The 21,087-nt window shown below is 60.7% G+C and carries 21 protein-coding genes; 12 read left to right on the plus strand and 9 right to left on the minus strand.

Annotated features, from left to right (window positions below):
* Positions 1-9: 9 nt before the first annotated feature.
* A complete protein-coding gene (locus AABM52_RS30285; protein ID WP_347909812.1) occupies positions 10-423 on the plus strand; it encodes a DUF3301 domain-containing protein in 414 nt (137 codons plus the stop codon).
* 4 nt (positions 424-427) lie between these two features.
* Here AABM52_RS30285 and AABM52_RS30290 read toward each other — a convergent pair whose 3' ends face one another.
* The gene (locus AABM52_RS30290; protein WP_347909813.1) at positions 428-1,399 is read right to left on the minus strand and encodes a GTP-binding protein; all 972 of its coding nucleotides are present in this window, start codon (positions 1,397-1,399) and stop codon (positions 428-430) included.
* A gap of 27 nt (positions 1,400-1,426) precedes the next feature.
* Between AABM52_RS30290 and AABM52_RS30295 the strand changes: the two genes are divergently transcribed.
* Complete coding sequence (locus AABM52_RS30295) at positions 1,427-1,783, plus strand: NADH:ubiquinone oxidoreductase (protein ID WP_347909814.1); 357 nt, start codon at positions 1,427-1,429, stop codon at positions 1,781-1,783.
* Positions 1,784-1,798: 15 nt separating this feature from the next.
* Here the strand turns inward: AABM52_RS30295 and zigA are convergent, their stop codons facing one another.
* The gene (gene zigA / locus AABM52_RS30300) at positions 1,799-3,004 is read right to left on the minus strand and encodes a zinc metallochaperone GTPase ZigA (RefSeq protein WP_347909815.1); all 1,206 of its coding nucleotides are present in this window, start codon (positions 3,002-3,004) and stop codon (positions 1,799-1,801) included.
* Positions 3,005-3,146: 142 nt separating this feature from the next.
* On the opposite strand from zigA, the gene AABM52_RS30305 reads away from it, so the two are divergent.
* The 7 genes from AABM52_RS30305 (at position 3,147) to AABM52_RS30335 (ending at position 8,543) form a co-directional block, all read left to right on the plus strand.
* On the plus strand, positions 3,147-3,527 hold the full coding sequence (locus AABM52_RS30305) for a glutamine synthetase (protein WP_347909816.1): 381 nt from the start codon (positions 3,147-3,149) through the stop codon (positions 3,525-3,527).
* Positions 3,528-3,672: 145 nt separating this feature from the next.
* A complete protein-coding gene (gene folE2 / locus AABM52_RS30310; RefSeq protein WP_347909817.1) occupies positions 3,673-4,569 on the plus strand; it encodes a GTP cyclohydrolase FolE2 in 897 nt (298 codons plus the stop codon).
* Complete coding sequence (locus AABM52_RS30315) at positions 4,566-5,234, plus strand: ATP-binding cassette domain-containing protein (protein WP_347909818.1); 669 nt, start codon at positions 4,566-4,568, stop codon at positions 5,232-5,234. The genes folE2 and AABM52_RS30315 overlap by 4 nt, the downstream gene beginning before the upstream one ends.
* Positions 5,234-6,100: a metal ABC transporter permease gene (locus AABM52_RS30320; RefSeq protein ID WP_223531990.1), complete on the plus strand. Its 867-nt coding sequence runs from the start codon at positions 5,234-5,236 to the stop codon at positions 6,098-6,100. The genes AABM52_RS30315 and AABM52_RS30320 overlap by 1 nt, the downstream gene beginning before the upstream one ends.
* Positions 6,101-6,111: 11 nt before the next feature.
* Entirely contained in the window at positions 6,112-6,987 is an 876-nt protein-coding gene (locus AABM52_RS30325; RefSeq protein WP_347909819.1) for a metal ABC transporter substrate-binding protein, read from the plus strand.
* Positions 6,984-7,544, plus strand: coding sequence for a carbonate dehydratase (locus AABM52_RS30330; RefSeq protein WP_347909820.1), 561 nt, complete (start codon positions 6,984-6,986; stop codon positions 7,542-7,544). The genes AABM52_RS30325 and AABM52_RS30330 overlap by 4 nt, the downstream gene beginning before the upstream one ends.
* A 120-nt stretch (positions 7,545-7,664) precedes the next feature.
* Complete coding sequence (locus AABM52_RS30335) at positions 7,665-8,543, plus strand: His/Gly/Thr/Pro-type tRNA ligase C-terminal domain-containing protein (RefSeq protein WP_347909821.1); 879 nt, start codon at positions 7,665-7,667, stop codon at positions 8,541-8,543.
* Between the two features lie 111 nt (positions 8,544-8,654).
* On the opposite strand, the gene AABM52_RS30340 is transcribed toward AABM52_RS30335, so the two are convergent.
* The gene (locus tag AABM52_RS30340) at positions 8,655-9,176 is read right to left on the minus strand and encodes a DUF3617 domain-containing protein (protein ID WP_095946189.1); all 522 of its coding nucleotides are present in this window, start codon (positions 9,174-9,176) and stop codon (positions 8,655-8,657) included.
* Positions 9,177-9,308: 132 nt separating this feature from the next.
* Between AABM52_RS30340 and cls the strand changes: the two genes are divergently transcribed.
* Positions 9,309-10,748 carry a cardiolipin synthase gene (cls, locus tag AABM52_RS30345; RefSeq protein WP_347909822.1) on the plus strand — a complete coding sequence of 480 codons (1,440 nt, stop codon included), beginning with the start codon at positions 9,309-9,311 and terminating at the stop codon, positions 10,746-10,748.
* On the opposite strand, the gene cfaB is transcribed toward cls, so the two are convergent.
* The 5 genes from cfaB to AABM52_RS30370 form a co-directional block, all read right to left on the minus strand.
* Entirely contained in the window at positions 10,745-11,929 is a 1,185-nt protein-coding gene (cfaB, locus tag AABM52_RS30350; protein ID WP_223455211.1) for a C17 cyclopropane fatty acid synthase CfaB, read from the minus strand. The genes cls and cfaB overlap by 4 nt on opposite strands.
* Before the next feature lie 218 nt (positions 11,930-12,147).
* Positions 12,148-14,058: a heavy metal translocating P-type ATPase gene (locus AABM52_RS30355; RefSeq protein WP_347909823.1), complete on the minus strand. Its 1,911-nt coding sequence runs from the start codon at positions 14,056-14,058 to the stop codon at positions 12,148-12,150.
* Positions 14,055-15,113 carry a protease modulator HflK gene (locus tag AABM52_RS30360; RefSeq protein WP_347909824.1) on the minus strand — a complete coding sequence of 353 codons (1,059 nt, stop codon included), beginning with the start codon at positions 15,111-15,113 and terminating at the stop codon, positions 14,055-14,057. The genes AABM52_RS30355 and AABM52_RS30360 overlap by 4 nt, the downstream gene beginning before the upstream one ends.
* The gene (locus AABM52_RS30365; protein ID WP_347909825.1) at positions 15,110-16,153 is read right to left on the minus strand and encodes a protease modulator HflC; all 1,044 of its coding nucleotides are present in this window, start codon (positions 16,151-16,153) and stop codon (positions 15,110-15,112) included. Before AABM52_RS30365 ends, AABM52_RS30360 begins: the two co-directional genes overlap by 4 nt.
* Positions 16,150-18,108 carry a protease modulator HflK gene (locus tag AABM52_RS30370; protein WP_347909826.1) on the minus strand — a complete coding sequence of 653 codons (1,959 nt, stop codon included), beginning with the start codon at positions 18,106-18,108 and terminating at the stop codon, positions 16,150-16,152. Before AABM52_RS30370 ends, AABM52_RS30365 begins: the two co-directional genes overlap by 4 nt.
* 216 nt (positions 18,109-18,324) lie before the next feature.
* Between AABM52_RS30370 and lpdA the strand changes: the two genes are divergently transcribed.
* Positions 18,325-19,725, plus strand: coding sequence for a dihydrolipoyl dehydrogenase (gene lpdA / locus AABM52_RS30375; protein ID WP_347909827.1), 1,401 nt, complete (start codon positions 18,325-18,327; stop codon positions 19,723-19,725).
* A 111-nt stretch (positions 19,726-19,836) separates the two neighbouring features.
* Here the strand turns inward: lpdA and AABM52_RS30380 are convergent, their stop codons facing one another.
* Positions 19,837-20,310, minus strand: a complete 474-nt coding sequence (locus AABM52_RS30380) for an Lrp/AsnC family transcriptional regulator (RefSeq protein WP_347909828.1) — start codon at positions 20,308-20,310, stop codon at positions 19,837-19,839.
* 146 nt (positions 20,311-20,456) lie between these two features.
* On the opposite strand from AABM52_RS30380, the gene AABM52_RS30385 reads away from it, so the two are divergent.
* Positions 20,457-21,086, plus strand: a complete 630-nt coding sequence (locus AABM52_RS30385; protein WP_347909829.1) for a LysE family translocator — start codon at positions 20,457-20,459, stop codon at positions 21,084-21,086.
* The last annotated feature ends 1 nt before the right edge of the window (position 21,087 follow it).

The following is a 21,087-nucleotide window of genomic DNA, read 5'->3' on the forward strand; positions in this document are numbered from 1 at the left end:
ACCCTGTTGATGCTGACCCTTGGAAATATATTCGTGCTGATGCTGTTCGCCACTGCCGGCGCATGGCTATGGCACAACCACGGCTTGCGCGAGCGCGCGCTGGAGCGGGTCAAGCAGCATTGCGGCAAGCTCGGGATCGAATTGCTCGACGGCAACGTGGCCTTGAAAAGAATCGCGTTCATCAGGGATGCCAGTGGTCGCCGACGCCTGGCCCGTGTGTATAACTTCGAATTCACCGTGACCGGCGAAACCCGACACAACGGCACCATCACCCAGTTCGGCGCTCACAGCGCACAGATTGAGCTGGCGCCCTACCCGGTCCCGTTCGACGAAACCGAGCCGGTGGTCGACGTGGTGAAACCTCGCGCGGAAGTGATCGAGCTGAGCCAGTGGCGTCAGGACCATACCAAGTGGCGGCCATGAGCCGTTAACCCGATCCGGATCGGCACGCCGCCAACTCACGCTGCAGTCGTTCTGCATTCTGCGCTTCACTGAAAATCAGCTCGATACGCGAATCCTGCCGCCATTCACTGGGCTTCCAGTCCAGCGCCGAGTTATCCACCGCGTTCGCCGAGACCCAGCCGTGGGCGCTGTGGATAACCAGCTTCGCCCGCCTCCAGGCAAGGCTTTCAAGCCACCGGCCAACCAGAGCGGCATCAAACACCTGGCTTGGGTGCCAACGCCATCCGATGCTCCAGCCTCCGCCCTGTTCCTGACTCAAGCAAATGGGCAGCGCGGGATCGCTCCATATCGCCGGCAACTGCGCCAATCCCTTGGGCACGACGAAGTTATCCACACCTGCCCGCGCTTTGGCATTCAGCCCCGGCAACTCGCTCAAAGGTAAAGCCGCCTGTTGCGTCCAGCACAGGGGGAGCGGCGGCAATTGTCCGGCAATTCGCTGACGGCTTTCTTCTTCGAGCCCCTCAGACTTGTTCAACAGCAGCAATCCCGCATGGCCCAGCGCTTGCTGTTGAACATCCGGCAGCGGTTTGCCAGCAGCGAGCGACTGGGCATCCAACACCAGCACACAAGGCTGGACAGCCAACACGCCTTGCCACGGCGCTTCGCTTAATTGCCTGAGCAACTGCGCCGGATGCCCCAGCCCCGAGGGCTCGATGAACAACCGATCCGGTTGTGCCTTGCGCAACAAGCGCCCAAGACCAATCTGAAACGGCGCACCGTTGACACAACACAAGCAGCCCCCGGCCACTTCCCCCAGTGCGATACCATCGGCGTCCTGGGTCAGTAGTGCAGCGTCGAGACCGATCTGGCCAAACTCGTTGATCAACACCGCCCACCGCTCGCCAGCCGGGCGCTGGGCCAGCAGGTGCTTGATCAGGCTGGTCTTGCCGGCGCCCAACGGGCCGGCAATGACATGAGTGGGGATATTCTGCAGCATGGTCGATGATTTCTGAGGAGGTGGTGGATGCGGTTGATCGGCTTGTCGTTGCTCCTGGCACTCGTTTCAAGCGAGGCGCTGGCCCAGGCTTGTGTGGTTCACAGCCAGGGCGAGCGGATTGATGTCCAGGTTTGCCAACAGAACCGCAACATCCCGCCAAAACTCTTCGCCGATGGTTTCTGCCAACCGAACCTGGCGGGGCAAAAAGTCGAGGTGCAGTATGTCGATCAATGTCCCGGCGGCGCATTTGGTATCTGCAGCAACGCCCAAGTCACCAATATGCCCTACCGACAGGATATTCACTATTACGGCGTTGCCACCGACGCGGCGTATTTGCAGCCGTACTGCGAGGCCCAGAGCCAGGGCACCTGGCTCAAGCCTTGAAGCGCCAGTAGTGTTTCAGGCGGCCTCTTCATACCAAGGGCCGAATGGATCAGGCAACAAACCCCAGCCCTCTACGCCAAGCGCCATTTCCTCATCGGTCAGCAGGCATGCGTCCAGTTCGGCCGTGAGCTGCGTGAAGTCAATGTTCTGGCCGATGAAAACCAGTTCCTGGCGACAGTCCCCGCTGTCGGCGGTCCAGTTTTTCATAATCCCGGCGGTACTTTCTTCGTCTTGCGGCCATTGGTTTTTCGGTACGAAACGCCACCAGCGCCCGGCAAAACCATAGCGCATCAAACCACCGGCCTGAGACCAACTGCCGGCGTCCATGTGCTTGCTCGCCAGCCAGAAAAAGCCCTTGGAACGCAGCAGCTTGCCGTTGTCCCAAGGACCGTCGATAAAATTGAAGAATCGCTGCGGATGGAACGGCCGGCGAGCCCGGTAAGCACTGGAAGCAATGCCGTACTCTTCGGTTTCCGGCACGTGTTCGCCGCGCAGCTCCTGCAACCATCCCGGTGCCTGGGCAGCCTTTTCGAAGTCAAAACGACCGGTGTTGAGAATCTTGTTCAAGGGGATTTCACCCATCGCCATCGGAATGATTTCCGCCCGGGCGTTGAGCCGTTCAAGTATGGCGATCAGCTCCTCGCGTTGGTGGCTGCTGATCAAGTCGATCTTGCTGAGCAAAATCACATCGGCGAACTCGACCTGCTCGATCAACAGATCGGTAATCGAACGTTCGTCTTCCTCCCCAAGGGTCTCTCCCCGGGAAGCCAGGCTTTCGGCAGCCTGGTAATCGAGCAGGAAGTTCATGCCGTCGACCACCGTGACCATGGTGTCGAGACGGGCGATGTCATTGAGACTCTGGCCGTTTTCATCGCAGAAGGTGAAGGTTTCCGCCACTGGCAGCGGTTCGGAAATGCCGGTGGACTCGATCAGCAGATAGTCGAAGCGACCCTCTCTGGCGAGTTGGCTCACCTCCTCCAGCAAGTCTTCACGTAACGTACAGCAAATACACCCGTTACTCATCTCAACCAACCGTTCTTCAGCGCGATTTAGGCTGACATCGCGCTGGACTTCGGCGCCATCGACGTTGATTTCGCTCATATCGTTGACGATGACTGCAACCCGCAAACCATCACGATTACGTAGTATGTAATTAAGAAGTGTACTTTTTCCGGCGCCAAGAAAGCCGGAGAGAACGGTCACGGGGAGTCGATTGGACATCTGCATATTCCTCACAGGGATGCCCGGTCGCTGTGTCGGGCTTACACAATGTTATACTGTAACAACACAAATAAACCATCCCCTCTTGCTCAGCCGGGCAAAGGACAGGATGCTGAACACCGCTCCCCTCGTGAGAAAGCCCATGCGCAACGCCCTTAAACCTGCATTGATCATGCTTTCCCTGCTGCTTTTGGCGGCCGAGGCGACGGCCCAGATCCCGAGCCTGGCCAAGTGCACCCGCAGTGCCAACCTGCTGGCCTGCGTGGATGCGGATGGCAATGCCTACAACGTTAACACCGCCGGCAGCACCCTCTATCTGCGGGGCTTCGAAACGGCCGGAAAACGCTATTGGGCACAGACCAACAGCCGCTACGGTCAGCTGACGTTTTTCACCGGTATCGCTTCCGATGGCGAGGCCTGGGTCGGTTACAACCGGCGCGTGGGCTGGACCACGATCAATCGGTTTTCCAGTTCCGGCGGCAGCAGCGCCAGGTTCACCTGCAGCCGGATCGCTGGCTGTTAGGCCTCTTTGTTTTTCTGTTGATGGCGTGAAATCAGACTGAGCATGTGGCGGTTGCGCATGATGAAAGTCCGTTCATGAAAAAGGCATCGTCGATTGATATGTTATACTATAACATGTCAAACCAACTCCCACGATGGACCTGCTCATGAATGCGCTGACTCTGCCGGATATCGCCGCGCAGGCCTCACGCCAAGCCCTGCCACTGGAGTGGGTGGGCATGTGCGGCATTGCTCTTCCCGTTTTGTTTGATGGCCAACGACTGAATGCAAAGGTCGATGCCGGCGTGAGCCTCGACGATGGCAACACGCGCGGCATTCACATGTCACGGCTCTATCTGGCGCTTGAATTGCTGGAGCAGGAAAACCTTTCACCGGCTTTATTGCGGCGGGTTTTGCAGCGTTTTCTTGAGAGTCATGAAGGGCTATCCAGCAGCGCACACCTAACCATTCATGCCGATTTGTTGCTGAAAAGGCCGGCGCTGATCAGTCCATTGGCCGGCTGGAAAAGCTATCCGGTCAGCATCGAAGCGCGTTTGAAAAACGCAATGTTCCACGTGGAACTAAAAATCGACGTGCCTTATTCCTCAACCTGCCCGTGTTCCGCGGCCCTTTCTCGACAGTTGATTCAGCAGCAGTTCGTCGATGATTTCGCCAACAAGCCACTGCAACACGCCGACGTTTTAGCCTGGCTCGGTTCCACGAACGGCATCGTCGCCACACCTCACAGCCAACGCAGCAGTGCAAAGTTGCGCGTACGTCTGGCTGATTTTCTGGACGAGTTGCCTCTGATCGCCGTCATCAACGACGCTGAAGCCGCACTCGGCACCGCCGTTCAAACAGCGGTAAAACGCGCCGACGAACAGGCCTTCGCCCTGGCCAATGGTCAGAACCTGATGTTCTGCGAAGACGCCGCACGCCGTTTGAATCTGGCCCTCAAGCGGTCCACAGGCATCAGCGCCTTCCACATTCGTGTCATCCACGCCGAAAGCCTGCACGCCCACGACGCCGTAGCCGAAAGCCGTTTCAACTGGGAGGCCGCATGATTGCTTGCCACGCTTTGCGCTGGGGTGCACCGGGGCAGCCACTCACGCCAGCGCTGGACTTCGAACTGTCGAAGGGCAACCTGACTGCCATCATCGGTGCGAACGGCTCCGGGAAAAGCAGCCTGTTGAAGGTCATCGCCGGCTTGCAAAAACCGTTGGCCGGAAAGGTTCGACTGAGTGTTCCACTCAAGGGGGGTGTGTCGTTCCTGCCCCAGCAACAACACCTCGACAGACAATTCCCGATCAGCCTTCAGGCATTGGTCGCCGCCGGTTTCTGGGGCAACAAACAGTCACCACAGGTCCGTAGCCAACGACTGAAAACCGTCCTCGAAAACTGGTGCCTGAATGGCCTGGAAGATCGACCCTTGATGGCCCTCTCCGGCGGCGAATTGCAACGCGCCCTGCTCGCCCGATTGAGCCTGACCGACGCACCCTTGCTATTGCTCGATGAACCCCACGCGGCCCTCGATGAACTCGGCCAGGCATTGCTCTGGAAGCACATATACGAATGGCACCTCGAGGGCCGAACACAGGTGGTCGTGTGCCATGACCTCGCCGCTGTCCGCGAGCACATCCCACACACGTTGCTGATCAAAAGCAGTGGATGCGCATTCGGCCCGAGCACCGAACTGATCCGCCAACCACCACAAGCGCAGGTGGCCTGATGATCGCTGCCGCGCATCTCTGGCAACCGTTCCACGAGTTCGTGTTCATGCGTCGGGCGCTGCTCGGCGGTTTGCTCCTGGCGTGCAGTACGGCGCCCCTTGGGGTGTTTCTGATCCTCAGGCGCATGAGCCTGATCGGCGATGCCGTCGCCCACGGCATCCTTCCCGGTGCGGCTCTAGGTTTCTGGTTTGCCGGGTTGAGCCTCCCGGCGTTGACCATCGGCGGTCTCGGCGCCGGCCTGAGCATGGCCGGCCTCGCCGCCTGGATTACGCGGCGCACCGGCCTGCGAGAGGACGCCAGCCTCGCGGCGATCTACCCGATTTCCCTGGCCGGTGGCGTGCTGATTCTCGGCATCGCCGGCAAACGCCTGGACCTGTTGCACCTGCTGTTTGGCTCGGCGCTGGCAGTCGACGGCCCGACCTTGACCGGCATGCTTTGGGTCTCGGGCCTGAGCCTGATTGCCATGGCGCTGATCTACAAGCCACTACTGCTCGACACCCTCGACCCGCTTTTTCTGCAAACCGTCAGCCGACTCGGCCCACTGGCCCACGGCGTGTTCCTGACGCTGGTGGTGTTGAATCTGGTCATCGGTTTCCAGGCGATCGGCGCGTTGATGGTGGTCGGCCTGATGATGCTGCCTGCCGCTGCTGCGCGTTTCTGGAGTCGTCGCCTGCCGGTGCTGATCGTCGTCGCGGCGTTGCTCGGCAGCCTCTCGGTGTGGCTCGGTTTACTGATCTCGTTCTATTACTCGCTACCCAGTGGCCCGGCAATCGTGCTGGTGGCCGGCGGAGGGTATCTGTTGTCCGTGGTGTTCGGGCCGGTGCACGGCTTGCTGCGCCGCCCGCCTTTGCTCACATCCCAATGAGGTGTTACCCGATGCGCGCTTTACTCGTGCTGTTCAGCTTGATGGTGTCGATGTCGCTGTCTGCCGCCGAAAAACTTCAGGTGGTCACCAGCTTCAGCATCCTTGCCGACATGACCCGGCAGGTTGGCAAAGATCATATCCAGATCACCAACATGGTCGGCCCGGACGCGGATGCACATACCTACGAGCCGACACCGGACGACGCCAAAGCGCTGCTCAAGGCCAGGCTCATCATCAAGAACGGCCTGGGTTTCGAGCCCTGGCTGGATCGACTGGTGACGAGCACCGAGACCCGGGCGCAGGTCATCAGCGCGAGTCGCGGTGTCATACCGCGCAGCCTGGATGAAGACGGCGAAACCGTTCCCGACCCGCACGCCTGGCATAACCTGGCGAACACCGAGCTGTACATCGCCAATATCACCAAGGCGCTGATCACCGCCGACCCGGCAAACACCGCCGACTATGAGCGCAACAGCCAGGCGTATCTGAAACAGGTCTATGCCCTGCTCGCCGAAGCCAAGGCCAAACTCGGTTCACTGTCACCGGGCAACCGCAAGATCGTGACCTCCCACGATGCCTTCGGTTATCTCGGCCAGGCCTACGGCATCGAGTTCATGGCGCCTCAAGGCCTGTCCACCGAGCGCGAACCTTCAGCCGCCGAAGTGGCCGCACTGATCACCCAGATTCGTCAGGCCAAGGTCAAGGCGGTGTTCATGGAAAACATCAAGGACGCCCGCCTGCTCAAGCAGATCGCCGATGAAAGCGATGCGCAGATCGGCGGCACGCTGTACTCCGACGCCTTGGCGGCGAGCGGTCCGGCCAGCACCTTCACCGGCTTGTTCGAGTACAACCTCAACACCCTGTACAACGCGTTGAGCAAGCCATGATCCGCAAGAACCCTTCCGGAGATTTGCCGCGGATTGCGGAGTCGGCCTACGTCGACAAGACGGCGATCATCTGCGGCAAAGTGGTGATCGGTGAGAACGTGTTCGTCGGCCCCTATGCCGTGATCCGCGCTGACGAAGTCGATGACTCGGGCGACATGCAGCCGATCACCATCGGCGCCAACTCGAACATCCAGGACGGTGTGGTCATCCACTCCAAATCCGGTGCGGCGGTGACCATTGGCGAGTTCAGTTCGATCGCCCACCGCTCGATCGTGCATGGCCCCTGCACCGTGGGCAACCGAGTGTTCATCGGCTTCAACAGCGTGCTGTTCAACTGTGTGGTCGGTGACGGTTGCGTGGTTCGGCACAACTCGGTGGTCGACGGTCGTGACCTGCCTGAGGCCTTCTACGTGCCCTCCACCACGCGGATCGGCCCCAACACCGACCTCTCGCAATACCCGCCGGTGAGCGTCAGTGCCTCGGAGTTCTCCGAAGACGTAGCGCGCACCAACGTCGACCTGGTGCGCGGCTACAAAGCCCTGCAAAACGAGTTCTGACGCGGGTGGCCAAAAACAGCCATCGTGTCAGGACAAATTGCCTGGCACGACAAACGTCTTAATGTTTGCCCCTACGGTTTATGCGATAAAGCTCGTTAGAAGCACGTGAGTACGCCGACCATGATCCAGATCACCCTGCCCGATGGTTCATTGCGTGAATACGACCAGCCACTGTCCGTGCACGAGGTGGCCGCCAGCATCGGCGCCGAACTGGCCAGCGCGGCCGTAGCGGGAAGGGTCGACGGTGTACTGGTGGACTGCGAATACCTGATCGAAGCGGATGCCCGGGTCAGCATTGTCACCCCCCGGGAGCCGGACGGCCTGGAGATCCTGCGCCGCTCCTGTGCATTGATGCTGGCCATGGCGGTCAAGCAACTCCACCCTCATGCGCAAATGCGTGCGGGAAAGGAGTTGGGTGACGGTTTCTTTTACGAGTTTACAGTCGAGCAACCGCTGACCCCGGCAGACCTGCCCCTCATCGAAGCGCGCATGCAGTCACTGGCCGCAACCAATCACTCGATCCGTCGTCGGCCGGCGCGCGAAGCAGTGCCGCTGTACCGTCTGGGGGACACCGAATACCAGAGCCACGGACCGCACGTCCCCACCACCAAAGTCTTGCAGGCGTTTGCCCTCGATCACATCAGCGGCACGTTACAGCAACGGATCTACGGCACTTGCTGGTCCAGCCATCAGGAGCTGCAACACTGGCGTGTTCCACCCCACGTGGTTGTCGTGAGCATGGATGACCGCCAGGCGACTTATGCACAAGCGGTAACCGAATCCTTGCGCCAAAAAGGCGTGCGGGCCAAGGCCGACCTGCGAAACGAAAAAGTTCGCTACAAGATTCGTCAGCATAGCCAGAGCGTGCCGTACCTGGTCGTGGTTGGCGAAAAGGAAAAGGCCGGGGGGTTCGTCAGTGTGCGCAGTCGCACGGGGGAGGATTTTGGCCGGATGGCCGTCGAGGCGGCGTGTGAGTGGTTGAGTCGGCCGGGGATCTAGGGAGGCTGGAAGGACGCCTTCGCGAGCAAGCCCGCTCCCACACTGGATCTGCGGTGTTCACAAAACCAATGTGGGAGCGATCCTGTTCCGGGCGGCGATCCGACGAAGCTTTTAAGCTCTTGGCTTCACCGTGCCGCAATCCTGTCCCAACCAGACGGCGCGGGATTCGAGGCTGCCCTTCTGCTGAATGCCGGTGGCATTGAATGTCCCGTTGACCTTGGTGGTGAATTCGCGATCACTGACGAATGTCGCCACACCGGCACCCTGGGCTCTCGGGCAGCTGAAACGGAATTTCCACTGATTGCCGGAGCGGTCGGTGATTTCCTGTTTGCAGCCCGACTGCGGATCGGTCAGCGGAATGTTGTCGGTCTTGACCTGTTCCGGGGTCAGGCACGCCCGGATCCCTTTGCCGCCCATGGTGATGCCCTGCTTTTCCAGCTGGGCACGCTGCTCGGGGGTCATCTGGTTCTGGAGCTGGCCGAGGATCAATTGCAGGTCCGGCATATTCTGCTCGTCGACCTTCATGTTGCTCGTGGTCAGCTCCCACAAACCTGGTTGCAGCATTTGCGCGTGAGCCGCCACAGGAAGTGCCAAACCCAGTGCCATGGCCAAACCCAGCAGACGAACGTTCATCGAGTAACTCCTGATCAGTAGTGGCCGTTAGACGTCAGCCGCGAGCTTCGGTTCATGGGCGAATTAATTAGCGACATTCTGCACGGAACATGGTCTGTTAAGCACTGAATCTTCAGGAGCAAGGCAGCCCCCATGGATTACTTCGGACCGCATATTTTCGGTTATACCATCGCCCTGTTGCACTCGCTGGGCATGATCGCGGCCATACACGCCGTGTTGACCGTCCGTACCGCCCAAGGCTCGATCGCCTGGGCCCTGTCGCTGTTTTTCATCCCTTACTTCACGCTGATCCCGTACCTGATGTTCGGCCGCAGCACCTTTGATGGCTACATCAAGGCCCGGCGACAAGCCAACGAGGAGATGCGCAAGGCCGTTTCCGAACTCAACTGGCGACCCTGGGTAGAAGAAGCCCTCACCGCCCGCGCTTCTTCTGCCTACGCCTCACTCAGAGCGATGCCCAAGCTCGGACACATGCCCTGCCTGGCCAATAACCAGACACGGCTGTTGATCAACGGCCAGTCAACATTCGACGCCATTTTCGATGCCATCAGCCAGGCGAAAGAAGCCGTGCTGATCCAGTTTTTCATCGTCCACGACGACCGCCTCGGCCAACGCCTGCAGACTTTGCTGTTGAAGAAAGCCGCCGAAGGCGTGGCGATCTACTTGTTGTATGACCGAATCGGCAGCCATTCCCTGCCCAACGGCTACGTGCAGGCCTTGCGTGATGGTGGGGTCGAGGTCAAGGCTTTCGGCCCCCGTAGTGGCTGGTTCAATCGCTTTCAGGTGAACTTTCGCAACCATCGCAAGATTGTGGTGGTGGACGGTATTCTCGGCTTCGTCGGCGGGCACAACGTCGGTGATGAATACATGGGCGAGAAACCGCCCCTGGCCCCTTGGCGCGATACCCACGTGCAAGTGCGCGGGCCCGTGGTGGCGTGCATGCAGGAATCTTTCGCTGAAGACTGGTTCTGGGTGGCTCATGCCCTGCCGCCACTGATCCTGCCCGAGGTTTATCCGGAAGACGGCGTGCTGTGTCAGTTGCTCGCCAGCGGGCCAGCAGACCCCTACGAAACCTGCTCTCTGTTCTTTGTCGAAGCGATCCATGCGGCGACGGAACGGGTCTGGATCACCAGCCCGTACTTCATCCCCGATGAAGCCGTGTTCGCAGCGTTGCGCCTGGCGGTACTGCGCGGTGTGGATGTGCGCCTGCTGTTGCCGTCCAGGCCCGACCATCGAATCGTCTACGCCGCCTCCAGCCTCTACGCTTTCGAAGCCGTGCGCGCCGGTGTGCGGGTGTTCCGTTACGAACCCGGATTCCTGCACCAGAAAGTGGTGTTGATCGACAGCGAAATCAGCGCCATCGGCAGCGCCAACCTGGACAACCGTTCGTTCCGGCTGAATTTTGAAGTGATGTTGCTGACCGTCGATAGCGCCTTTGCCGCCGAGGTGGAACAGATGCTCAACGATGACTTCGCCAACGCCCACGAAATCGCCAAAGGAGAAGGCCGGGAGACCCACCGCCTGCAGCAGGTCGGCATGCGGGTCGCCCGGCTTATTTCGCCGATTCTCTAGAGGTAGATATCGTCACGGGTCCATGGCAGTTCGTGACTGCCATCGGCGTGGGCCTTCACCGCGAGAATCTGGTGCAGGTTGATCCAGCCGCGGGCGAACGCGTAGGCGCAACCGGCCAGGTACAGCCGCCAGATGCGCAGGACTTGTTCCGGTACCAGTCTGGAAGCCGCTTCGAGGTTGTCTTCCAGGCGTTCGCTCCAGTGATCGAGTGTGCGTGCGTAGTGCAGGCGCAAGCTCTCGACGTCGACGATTTCAAGCCCCGCCTCACTGATCTCGGCAGAGATCATCGACAGGTGCGGCAGCTCGCCATTGGGGAACACATATTTCCCGATGAAATCTCCGGCACCACGTCCTACCGGACGGCCATCAGTGTATTTGGCGGTGATCCCGTGATTCATCACCAGGCCGCCTTCTTTGACCGCGCCGAACAAGGTATTGCAGTACTCGGCCAGATTGGCATGACCAACGTGTTCGAACATGCCGACGCTGACCACTTTGTCGAAACGGCCATCCTGCGGCAGATCGCGATAGTCGAGCAGTTGCAGTTCGACCAGGTCCTCCAGGCCCTCCGCTTTTACGCGTTCCCGGGCCAGGGCCAACTGCTCCTTGCTGAGGGTGATACCGAACACTCTCGCGCCAAATTCCCGCGCCGCAAAACGCGCCAATCCGCCCCACCCGCAACCCACATCCAGCAGATACTCGCCGGGCTGCAGGCGCAGCTTGCGGCACAGATGACGGAACTTGGCTTGCTGGGCCTGCTCGAGGCTTTCGCTGCCGGTCTCGAAGTAAGCGCAGGAATACGCCATGTCACTGTCGAGCCATAGCTGATAGAACGCGTTGGAAAGGTCGTAGTGGTAGGAGATCGCCTTGGCGTCTGTCTCTTTGTCGTGGGCGCTACGAACCGGCTGATTGTCGTCGTTTTCATCCAGCAACGCCTGGCTCCATTCATCGCAGACACGGATCACCTCGCTGATGGATCCTTCGAGCTCCAGCTTTCCTTCGACAAAAGCAGCACCGAGGGCGTCCAGGCTTGGATGGGTAAACTGGGTGACCATTTGTGGGTCCTTAACCACAATCGTGACACTGGGCGCCGGTCCCAGATTGAGTTCATGACCATCCCAGAGTCGCAGGCGAAGCGGTAATTGCAGATTCTGTAAGGCCGGTGGAAGATGCGCGAGCATGGAGAATTCCCCTTGTTTCAGACGTCTGAACAGAGGGTAGACCATCTTTGAAAAATAGCTGGCTATCGAATTAATAGCCGTTTTCAATGATTCGCGACGCCTACACCTGCCGCCGCGAACACACAAAATGATGTGCCCTCATCTCCAATGACTACGAACCGGGCGCACAGTTCTAAAAAGTTTAAGCCCCGTGACTACCCGGTTTAGAGCATTCGCCTTCAGGTTTCGTCCTTGAGCTTGAGCAAAGGCTCCTGGAACCGCAACAAACGACCGGCATTGCCCAACACCAACAAGGTGCTGAGGTTATGCAGCAACGCCGCAATCATCGCCCCGGCAGCACCGAGCCAGCCGAACGCGGCGAAGGCCACGATCGCCAGGGTCCAGCCGAGCCCGATGATCACATTGACCTGCAATGTCTGGCGGCACTGACGACTCAGGCGCACGCAGGTGCCGAGACGGCGCAGGTCACTGCCGATCAGCACGATGTCCGCCGATGCCAGGGCGATGTCCGCACCGCCCGCGCCCATGGCTACACCGACCACACCCGCTTTGAGGGCCAGGGAGTCGTTGATGCCATCGCCGACCACCATCGGCCGGAAGCCGCTGTCGATTTCCTTGAGCACGCGGTTGAGTTTGTCTTCGGGCAAGGCTTGCGCTTCGACGTCACTGATCCCGACATCCCGGGCCAACGCCTGCGCGACGCTGTGCCGGTCACCGGTGAGCAACAACTGGCGGCCCAACCCGAGGTCGCGCAATTCACCCAAGGCAAACTGCGCCTCGGGTTTGACGCTGTCGGCCAACAACAGCCAGGCGAGGAATTCACCATTGAGCGCCAACCCGGCAATCGGACCGTCGTGATCGGGAACCGTCGTTGTGCTGATGCCCAGTTGCGCAAACAACTCCGGTCGGCCGAGCGCCGCTTCGCCCTGCTCGGTCATCGCCACCACGCCCAGGCCCTGGCGCTCATGAATGTCAGAAAGCAGCAGGAAATGCTCTTGGGTCACCAACCCCGCGAGCGCACGGCTGACCGGGTGACTGCTGGCCGAGCCGAGGCTGGCAGCGAGCGCCTGGACATGGCTACGATCCTCCAGCGGACTGTCGATGGATTGCAGACGCAAGGTGCCGAAGGTCAGCGTCCCGGTCTTGTCGACCACCAACGAAGTCAGATCCGCCAGCTCTTCAAGGAACGCAGAACTGCGGATCAGAATCCCGTGGCGTGCCGCTACCGCCACCCCGGCAATAGCCGTCGCCGGTGCCGACAACACCAGCGCACAAGGACAGGCCGCCACCAACACCGCGAGCATCGCTTGAGCGTTGTTGGTGATGAACCAGGTCACCGCCGCCAGCAGCAACACCAGCACCATATAGCTGCCGGCGTAACGCTCCAGCAAACGAGTGATCGGCGGTTTCGAGCGCTCGGCGTTTTGCATCAGGGCGATGACTTTGCCGAGGGTCGATTCCTGGCCGGTGCGGGTCACTTCGATTCGCAGCAGACCGTCGAGGTTGATCGCGCCACCGAACACCGACATGCCGACGCCCGCCTCCATCGGCACCGATTCGCCGGTAATGGAGGCGGTGTCCAGACTCGCCTGGCCGGATAACACCCGACCATCCGACGGCACCCGGTCCCCGGCGCGGACCTCGACCAGGTCGCCCGCCTTGAGCGTGCCGTTGTCGACTTCGATGATGGAGCCGTCCGCCTGAACCTTGCGCGCGTGGCTGCGGGTCAGTTTGCCGAGGGCGTGAATCGCCTCCTGGGAACCGATCACGCTGCGCTCCTCCAGCACGTGACCGAAGATCATGATGATCGGCAACAGGGCCGCCGTCAGCAGATCCCCGGTGGCCCAGGCACCCAGCATGGCCAAGGCAATCAATTGATCGGTAATGCCGTGCAGGCTTGGATAACGCAGGCTGTACCAGGCCGAACGCATGACCGGTATGGCGACCAGCAGCGAGGCAAAACCCAGCAGCAGCTGACTGACGCCAGTCTGCTCCGGCGCCAGCCAACGCCAGATCAAACCCAGCGCGAGCAGGCCCAACGCGAGCATGGCCAGGGTCAGTTGGCGCGCGGCGCTACGTTGTTCTGCCGAAGACAACATGCTCGGCGCGGTGGCGGTTTGCGCAGTCATTGTGCTGCTCCCTGAATGACCAGGCGGGAATCGTCTTTGGGATCGACCGTTGTGACTGAACCGGCCTGACCGAGAATTTTCGGCATCCGCTCGCGATAGATGCGCAGCAGCATTTGCGGGTCAGTACCCTGCTGTTGCGCCTTGGCCAGGCTCAACACCGTGGCCGTGTCGGTGGATGCTTTGGCCAGTCGTTCACTGGCCTGGGCATGGGCAACTTGCAGTGTTCTGTCGGCTTGCTCGTTGGCGGTTTGCGTCAGTTTTTCGGCTTCGGTACGCGCATTGGCCACAGCTTTGTCGGCCTGCTGGCTCGCTGTGAGGACCGCATTGAAAGCATTGACCGCCGGGCTTGGCAGACTCGATTGCACATCCACCCGAGCCACCTCGATCCCCAGTCCCTGCCCCGTCGCCGTGAGTTCGGCAAGACGCTGGTTGATGCCCTGCACCAGATCGCCTCGCAAGCGCTCGCGTCGTTCCGCCGCCTGACTGTCAGCGCCGATCAGCTCTGGCCGGGCGACCAGAATTGTGTCCAGATCCCGTGCGGCCGTGAGCGCGACTGCACTGCGGGTCACCAGACGATCCAGTGCCGGCAACACATGTTCGCCCTGAAGTACGAACGCATAGGGCTCGGTGACTTTATAGAAAACCCGCACATCCAGTTGCACCACCCCGGCATCACCAGTCAGCAGATAACCTGAGCCTGCCAATGCATCACTGATTGGCGTGGCAAAACTGGCCACGCGATCTGCCTGGATCGCGGCGCCACTGCGCAACAGACCTTCCACTCGACGCTCGATCACCCGATCCGCCGCAGGCAACAAAATCACCTGCTCGAACGGTTGCGGCCAGGCCAATAACAGCCCGGCATTCTGAATGCGATCCAGCGCGCCGAAATGCAAAACCACTGCGCGATTTTGCGGATCGATCTGCCGTACATTGGAAAACGCCCACGCCAATGCCGCCAACACCGTTACTGCGTAAAGGGCGAGAAACGCCAAGCGCCCGGCCTGAATCCAGGGGCTGCTCAACTCATTTGTTCCACGTGGAACCAAACTCATGGCTGCGATCCGGACTTGTTGTCGAGGCTCGGCGGACCGTCAACCAACACCCGGAACGGTGCGGCATCGGTGCGCAGAATCAGCTTGGTCCCAGGCGTCACCACCGTGCCCAAGGTGTCGAGCGAGCGCAGCAGGTTGTAGAGCTGCGGCGATCCCGCGTAGGCGCGACCGTAAATCTGCGCCGCTTCGACGCGTGATTGCGCTTCGATATCCGCTGCTTTCACCGTGGCATCGGCCTGAACAATTCGCGCATCACGTTCAGCGGCTGAACGAATTTGCGCGGCCTCACGCTTGCCGATGGCCGTGCGCTCAGTGGCGATGGTTTCACGCTCGGCGCGCATCCGGTCGACCGTCGCGATGAGCGTCACCGAAGGCAGCGTCAATCGTTCGATACCGACCTGCAACACGCGCACGCCATAAGTGGTGAGCAGCTGCTGATCGATTTGCTTGCGCAGCTGTGCTTCGAAATCAGCGATGCGCACCTGGCTGGCATCGGTATTGACCAGGTTCGCCAGATCAAAACTGCTGGCGGTGGTTTCCAGTGCCGAGCCGACAAAGGTGCGAATCTGCCGCGCGGCTTCATCCGGCTGGTTCTGCACCGCACGCATGAAACGTTGCACATTGTCCGGATCGCCCTGCACCTGCCACGCCACGTAGGCCTGAACGATGATGCGCAAACCGTCCCGCGTGCCGACATCCTGCAAACCGCTGGACGTGGTACGCAGTCGTAGATCCACCGGAATCGCCGCTTCGAACGGTGCCGGCCAGCGCCAACCCAGTCCCGGCTCCAGCAAGACTCGCGATGGATTGCCGAAGCGCGTGATCACGGTGGCTTCACCCGAACGCACCTGCACCAGGCTCGCGGCGGCAACCGCAAACGCCACCAGCAATGCCGCCCACCCCATCCGACGCCAAGGGAATGGACCGGCTTCCTGAGGATCGCCGTGGTGATGATGGTGGTGGCCGTGGTGGTGCTGTCCGCCATGGCCGTGATCGTGGCCGGCGTGGTCATCGTGATCGTGGGAATGGGACTGGCTCAATTGGCAGCTCCTGGCTGAGCGGTTTTACGCGACGGCGCAGGGTCAACCGGCAGCGTGAAAGTACGGAGGTCGATGGTCGGCGCATTGCTGCTGCCGCCCAGACGATGATCGAGCACCAGCAATCTGGCGTTGGCCAAACCCTGGGACAACTGACTGAAATACTGCTCCAGCACGAAAGCCTGGCCAGCGCTGGCATAGGCTTTCTTCTCGGCGTTGAATTTCAGGTCCGCGGCCTGGGCGCCAGCGTTGATTTCACGGGCGCTGGCCGTCGCCTGATCGCGGGCGATGCTGGCCTGCAACTGCGCCTGGTTGGTGGCCTCGGCAGCGGCACCGCGTTCACGGGCGATCAAGGCTTGCGCGCCAATCTGCGCCGCTTGCACGCCGTGATAGGCATTGGCTGCACCGGCCGGCGGGTGAATAGCCTCGACCACCGTGGCGAGAATTTCCACACCGCTGTCGAGTTTTTGCAGGTCAGCCTGGACGGCGCGGCCGATTTCTTCGGCCAGCCCTACCCTGTCCTCGCCCAGCAAACCGTCGAGGGTGCGCGAGGCGAAGTCGTGAACCAGGATTCGGCTGGCGGTGCTGCGAATCAACATCGGCACATCGGCACTGTTATAGGTGGCGGCCAGCGCTGCCTCATCGCTCAGACCGATGCGATAGACGAAGCGCACGTCCATGTTGACGATCTGAAAGCTCTGCTTGTCGGCTCGGCTGCTCGCGATCACCTGGGATTTGTCGTTCACATGGCTGGCGTCCCACAGGCGATTGGCAATTGCCGGGGCCGGACCTTCGGCAGGGTCGGCCTGAGTGGGGGCTGTAGTTTCGCCGACACTGGTGGCCAACTCGTGAACCACGCCATTCTCGACCCTCAACACCCGGCCCAAAGGCCAAGGCAAACCCATATGTAAACCTGGGCCGAACACCTCAACCGGCTTGCCGAATCGCTCGTAGATGCCACGCCCTTGCAGGGCAATTTCGTGAATGCCAGTCAGCGACCAGCCAACCAGCGACACCACCGCCAGCACCGGCAGGAACGCCCGACGCATGTAGGTGAAGGCCCAGATCTGCCGCAGATCGATGCCGAAACGGTTATGCAATTCGTGCTGCAACGCCAACAATGGCTGTGGTGGCCAGCGCAGCATGTCAGCGACAAAGCTGCGCGCCAACAGCTCCGGCTCAAGGCGTTCGCGGCGCGGGCTGAACAATGACAACAGCGCGCGCAGTAACAGTTCTGCCGCCACCAGCCCCGGCAGCAGACCGATCAACACCGCCAGGCGTACAGGCCATACCGAGGTTTCATCGGCAAACAATAGACAAAAAGCACTGAGCACCAGGCTGATGATCGCCACACGGATCAATTGCGCCAATGTAGCGGCTTCAGGCCATTGCGCAGTGTTTTCCTGGGCCAGATGGCGTTCCATCACCAACAGGCCGAACGCCAACAGTAGGAAGCACGCCGCCCCGACAGTGGCCGACAGGCCCAGCGCTGCCGGGGGCAACGTGAGGTTCCAGGCTTGTTCGACGCTCAATACCGCCAACAATGCCCAGCCGCCAAGCCATAGCGTCGGCGCGCCGATTTGCCCGAGCAGATGCTGCGATTGTCGGCTGATCCGGTCCAGCAATCGCTCATACCACCCCGATGGCGCGGCAGACTCGTCGACAACAACCACCGGCACTACGGGATTCATGGCACGGGCCCGCCACTGGGTTACCCACCAGGCCGATTGCAAACCGGCCATCAACACAACAGACGCCGCGCTCAGGTTCAGCAGCAACGCCGGCCACAGTGTTTGCGAGGAAAACAACCCGGCAAAAAACGCCAGCAGCACACCCACCGTCGCGAATACGCCCGCGCCGATGGCGAACTGGCGTAAACGCCGCCCTTGAATGAACGCCTGCTGAAAGCGCGGTAACCCGGCTAACGGCGCTTCATCAACATCGAGATCGACTTGCATACCACCCCAGAGTGTCTTTCGCTTACAGGACAATTCGTTACGATATAACGAAAATGGTGAAATTTCCGTACTCACGCGCGCTATCTAAAGATGCCCAACCTGTCGCTTACCTGAAGCCTTGACCGAAATGCTGCAGAACGCACATATTGCGCTCGTAATTTTATCCAGGAACTACTTTTACCCATCCCTACCCCCTTTCGATCCAGGAGTACATCCATGAGCATTTATGACGTCGTGATACTCGGCGGTGGCCCCGGCGGTTACAACGCGGCGATCCGCGCCGGACAACTGGGTCTGAAGGCCGCCTGCGTGGAAGGACGCGCCACACTCGGCGGCACCTGCCTGAACGTCGGCTGCATGCCATCCAAGGCGTTGCTGCATGCCTCTGAACTGTACGACGCGGCCATGGGGGCGGAATTCGCCAACCTGGGGATCGATGTCAAACCCAGCCTCAACCTCGCCCAGATGATGAAACAAAAGGATGAAAGCGTTACCGGGCTGACCAAGGGCATCGAATTTCTTTTCCGCAAAAACAAAGTCGACTGGATCAAAGGCTGGGGCCACATCGACGGACCGGGCAAAGTCACGGCGACCGATAGAGCCGGTGGCAAGACCGAACTGATCGCCAGGGACATCATCATTGCCACCGGTTCCGAGCCCATGCCCCTGCCTGGTGTGGACATCGATAACAAACGCATCCTCGACTCCACCGGTGCCCTGGCCCTGAGCGAGGTGCCCAGGCATCTGGTGGTGATCGGCGCCGGGGTGATCGGCCTGGAACTGGGTTCGGTCTGGCGACGCCTTGGGGCACAGGTGACAGTGGTCGAGTTTCTCGACCGGATCTGCCCCGGCGTTGACATCGAAGCCGGCAAAACCCTGCAACGATCCCTGAGTAAACAAGGCTTGAGTTTCAAGTTGAGTTCTAAAGTGACCAGCGCCACCAGCTCAGCCAACGGCGTCCAGCTCAGCATCGAGCCTGCCGCTGGCGGTGCCGCCGAACTGCTCGAAGCGGATTACGTATTGGTGGCCATCGGACGCCGACCTTATACACAGGGTCTGGGCCTGGAGAACGTCGGCCTCGCCACCGACAAGCGCGGCGTGCTCGCCAACAAAGGGCATCGCACCGAAGCCGCCGGGATCTGGGTAATCGGTGACGTGACCTCGGGCCCCATGCTCGCCCACAAGGCCGAGGACGAAGCCATGGCCTGCGTCGAGCAGATCGTCGGCAAGGCGGGCGAGGTCAATTACGACCTGATCCCCAGTGTGATCTACACCAAACCGGAACTGGCCAGCGTCGGCAAGACCGAAGAGCAACTCAAGGCTGAAGGCCGGGCGTACAAGATCGGCAAGTTTCCCTTCACCGCCAACAGCCGGGCGAAGATCAACCACGAAACCGAAGGCTTCGCCAAAGTGCTGGCCGATGAGCGCACGGACGAAGTCCTCGGCGTGCATCTGGTTGGCCCGAGCGTCAGTGAAATGATTGGCGAGTATTGCGTGGCCATGGAGTTCAGCGCCTCGGCCGAAGACATCGCCCTGACCTGCCACCCACACCCGACCCGCTCCGAGGCCTTGCGCCAGGCGGCGATGAATGTGGAGGGGATGGCGACGCAGATGTAAGTCTTGAAGTGCTGCAGTGACTGATCTATCGCATTCGCGAGCAGGCTCGCTCCCACAAGGTTTGCGCTGTACCTGGGGGAGCGAGCCTGCTCGCGATGCAGACGACTCGGTCTAAAGCGGCAAATGCTCCAGCGGCAACGACCCCGGGGCCTTCACCGTGTGAATCGCAAAGTTGCTGCGAATATCACTCACCCCCGGCAGCTTCAGCAATCGCCCGGTGAGAAAGCGGTCATAGCCACGCAAGTCCGGCACCACCACCTGCAACAAAAAATCCGATTCCCCTGACACCAGAAACGCCGAAATCACCTCGGGCAATGCCGTCACCGCGTGGCGAAAGGCTTCGGCTTGTTCGTCGTTATGACGCTCGACCTTGACCCCGACAAACACCGTCAGCCCCAACCCCACTTCGTCGCGGTCCAGGTTGGCCTGATAACCGCGAATCACCCCCGCCTCTTCCAGCATCCGCACCCGGCGCAAGCAAGGCGATGCCGACAGGCCGATCTCGTCTGCCAGTTGCACATTGCTCAGGCGGCCATCCCGTTGCAGTGCGGCGAGAATCTTGCGGTCGTAGGCGTCGAGTTTCATGGTTTGGCAGATCCTGATGGTTCAAGCTTGATTAAGTGGCAGGTTATGCCAATACACGACCCGATAGAAGCTGACAACGCAAGCACCTGCCCCGCCCTCCAGCCCTAGACTGGCAGGACCAAATCGACAACGAACGGGGGTGCAACATGCAAGGTCTCTGGCTGTTTTTCATGGCGCTGGCAGTGGTCTACCTGTTGCCGGGGCCCGACATGATCCTGCTGTTGCAGACCGGCGCCCGCCAAGGCAAAGGCGCCGCGCTGGCCACGGCCGTGGGCTTGGGCATCGCCCGGGGTTGCCATGTGGCATTGGCGGCGCTGGGGCTGGCGGCACTGTTCAAGGCCGCGCCATGGACCTTCGACGTGGTGCGCCTGGCCGGTGCCGCGTATCTGTTGTGGATCGGCATTCAGTGCCTGCGAACCACGATGCTGCCGAGCCTCACCAGCGCCGACGCAACCGGTGAAAAAATGCGCTGGGGTACAGCCATCCGACGCGGACTGCTGACCAACCTGCTCAATCCCAAGGCACTGTTGTTCTGCTCGGTGCTGCTGCCGCAATTCATCGACCCACAGTCTGGGCCGGTGCTCGGGCAATTTGCGACCTTGGGCGTGGTGCTCGTTGGTGTCGGTTTGCTGTTCGACAGCGCTTACGCCCTGGTCGGCGCGGCACTCGGCCGTTGGCTGCAACGCAGCCCCTCAGCCCAGCGCCTGCAACAATGGTTGTTCGGCAGCCTGTTGATCGGTTTCGCCGTGCGGCTGACCTTTGTGCAACAGGCTTGAA

This window comes from Pseudomonas grandcourensis (assembly GCF_039909015.1).
Taxonomy (GTDB): domain Bacteria; phylum Pseudomonadota; class Gammaproteobacteria; order Pseudomonadales; family Pseudomonadaceae; genus Aquipseudomonas; species Aquipseudomonas grandcourensis.

What these genes read in the sequence shown, in the direction of transcription:
- lpdA (WP_347909827.1), top strand. Translation starts at nt 18,325, where the DNA reads ATGAGCATTTATGACGTCGTGATACTCGGCGGTGGCCCCGGCGGTTAC.
- AABM52_RS30385 (WP_347909829.1), top strand. Translation starts at nt 20,457, where the DNA reads ATGCAAGGTCTCTGGCTGTTTTTCATGGCGCTGGCAGTGGTCTACCTG.
- AABM52_RS30320 (WP_223531990.1), top strand. Translation starts at nt 5,234, where the DNA reads ATGATCGCTGCCGCGCATCTCTGGCAACCGTTCCACGAGTTCGTGTTC.
- AABM52_RS30290 (WP_347909813.1), bottom strand. Translation starts at nt 1,399, where the DNA reads ATGCTGCAGAATATCCCCACTCATGTCATTGCCGGCCCGTTGGGCGCC.
- cfaB (WP_223455211.1), bottom strand. Translation starts at nt 11,929, where the DNA reads ATGCTCGCGCATCTTCCACCGGCCTTACAGAATCTGCAATTACCGCTT.
- cls (WP_347909822.1), top strand. Translation starts at nt 9,309, where the DNA reads ATGGATTACTTCGGACCGCATATTTTCGGTTATACCATCGCCCTGTTG.
- AABM52_RS30295 (WP_347909814.1), top strand. Translation starts at nt 1,427, where the DNA reads ATGCGGTTGATCGGCTTGTCGTTGCTCCTGGCACTCGTTTCAAGCGAG.
- folE2 (WP_347909817.1), top strand. Translation starts at nt 3,673, where the DNA reads ATGAATGCGCTGACTCTGCCGGATATCGCCGCGCAGGCCTCACGCCAA.
- AABM52_RS30305 (WP_347909816.1), top strand. Translation starts at nt 3,147, where the DNA reads ATGCGCAACGCCCTTAAACCTGCATTGATCATGCTTTCCCTGCTGCTT.
- AABM52_RS30315 (WP_347909818.1), top strand. Translation starts at nt 4,566, where the DNA reads ATGATTGCTTGCCACGCTTTGCGCTGGGGTGCACCGGGGCAGCCACTC.
- AABM52_RS30360 (WP_347909824.1), bottom strand. Translation starts at nt 15,113, where the DNA reads ATGAGTTTGGTTCCACGTGGAACAAATGAGTTGAGCAGCCCCTGGATT.
- AABM52_RS30370 (WP_347909826.1), bottom strand. Translation starts at nt 18,108, where the DNA reads ATGCAAGTCGATCTCGATGTTGATGAAGCGCCGTTAGCCGGGTTACCG.
- AABM52_RS30335 (WP_347909821.1), top strand. Translation starts at nt 7,665, where the DNA reads ATGATCCAGATCACCCTGCCCGATGGTTCATTGCGTGAATACGACCAG.
- AABM52_RS30285 (WP_347909812.1), top strand. Translation starts at nt 10, where the DNA reads ATGCTGACCCTTGGAAATATATTCGTGCTGATGCTGTTCGCCACTGCC.
- AABM52_RS30355 (WP_347909823.1), bottom strand. Translation starts at nt 14,058, where the DNA reads ATGACTGCGCAAACCGCCACCGCGCCGAGCATGTTGTCTTCGGCAGAA.
- AABM52_RS30340 (WP_095946189.1), bottom strand. Translation starts at nt 9,176, where the DNA reads ATGAACGTTCGTCTGCTGGGTTTGGCCATGGCACTGGGTTTGGCACTT.
- AABM52_RS30325 (WP_347909819.1), top strand. Translation starts at nt 6,112, where the DNA reads ATGCGCGCTTTACTCGTGCTGTTCAGCTTGATGGTGTCGATGTCGCTG.
- zigA (WP_347909815.1), bottom strand. Translation starts at nt 3,004, where the DNA reads ATGTCCAATCGACTCCCCGTGACCGTTCTCTCCGGCTTTCTTGGCGCC.
- AABM52_RS30380 (WP_347909828.1), bottom strand. Translation starts at nt 20,310, where the DNA reads ATGAAACTCGACGCCTACGACCGCAAGATTCTCGCCGCACTGCAACGG.
- AABM52_RS30330 (WP_347909820.1), top strand. Translation starts at nt 6,984, where the DNA reads ATGATCCGCAAGAACCCTTCCGGAGATTTGCCGCGGATTGCGGAGTCG.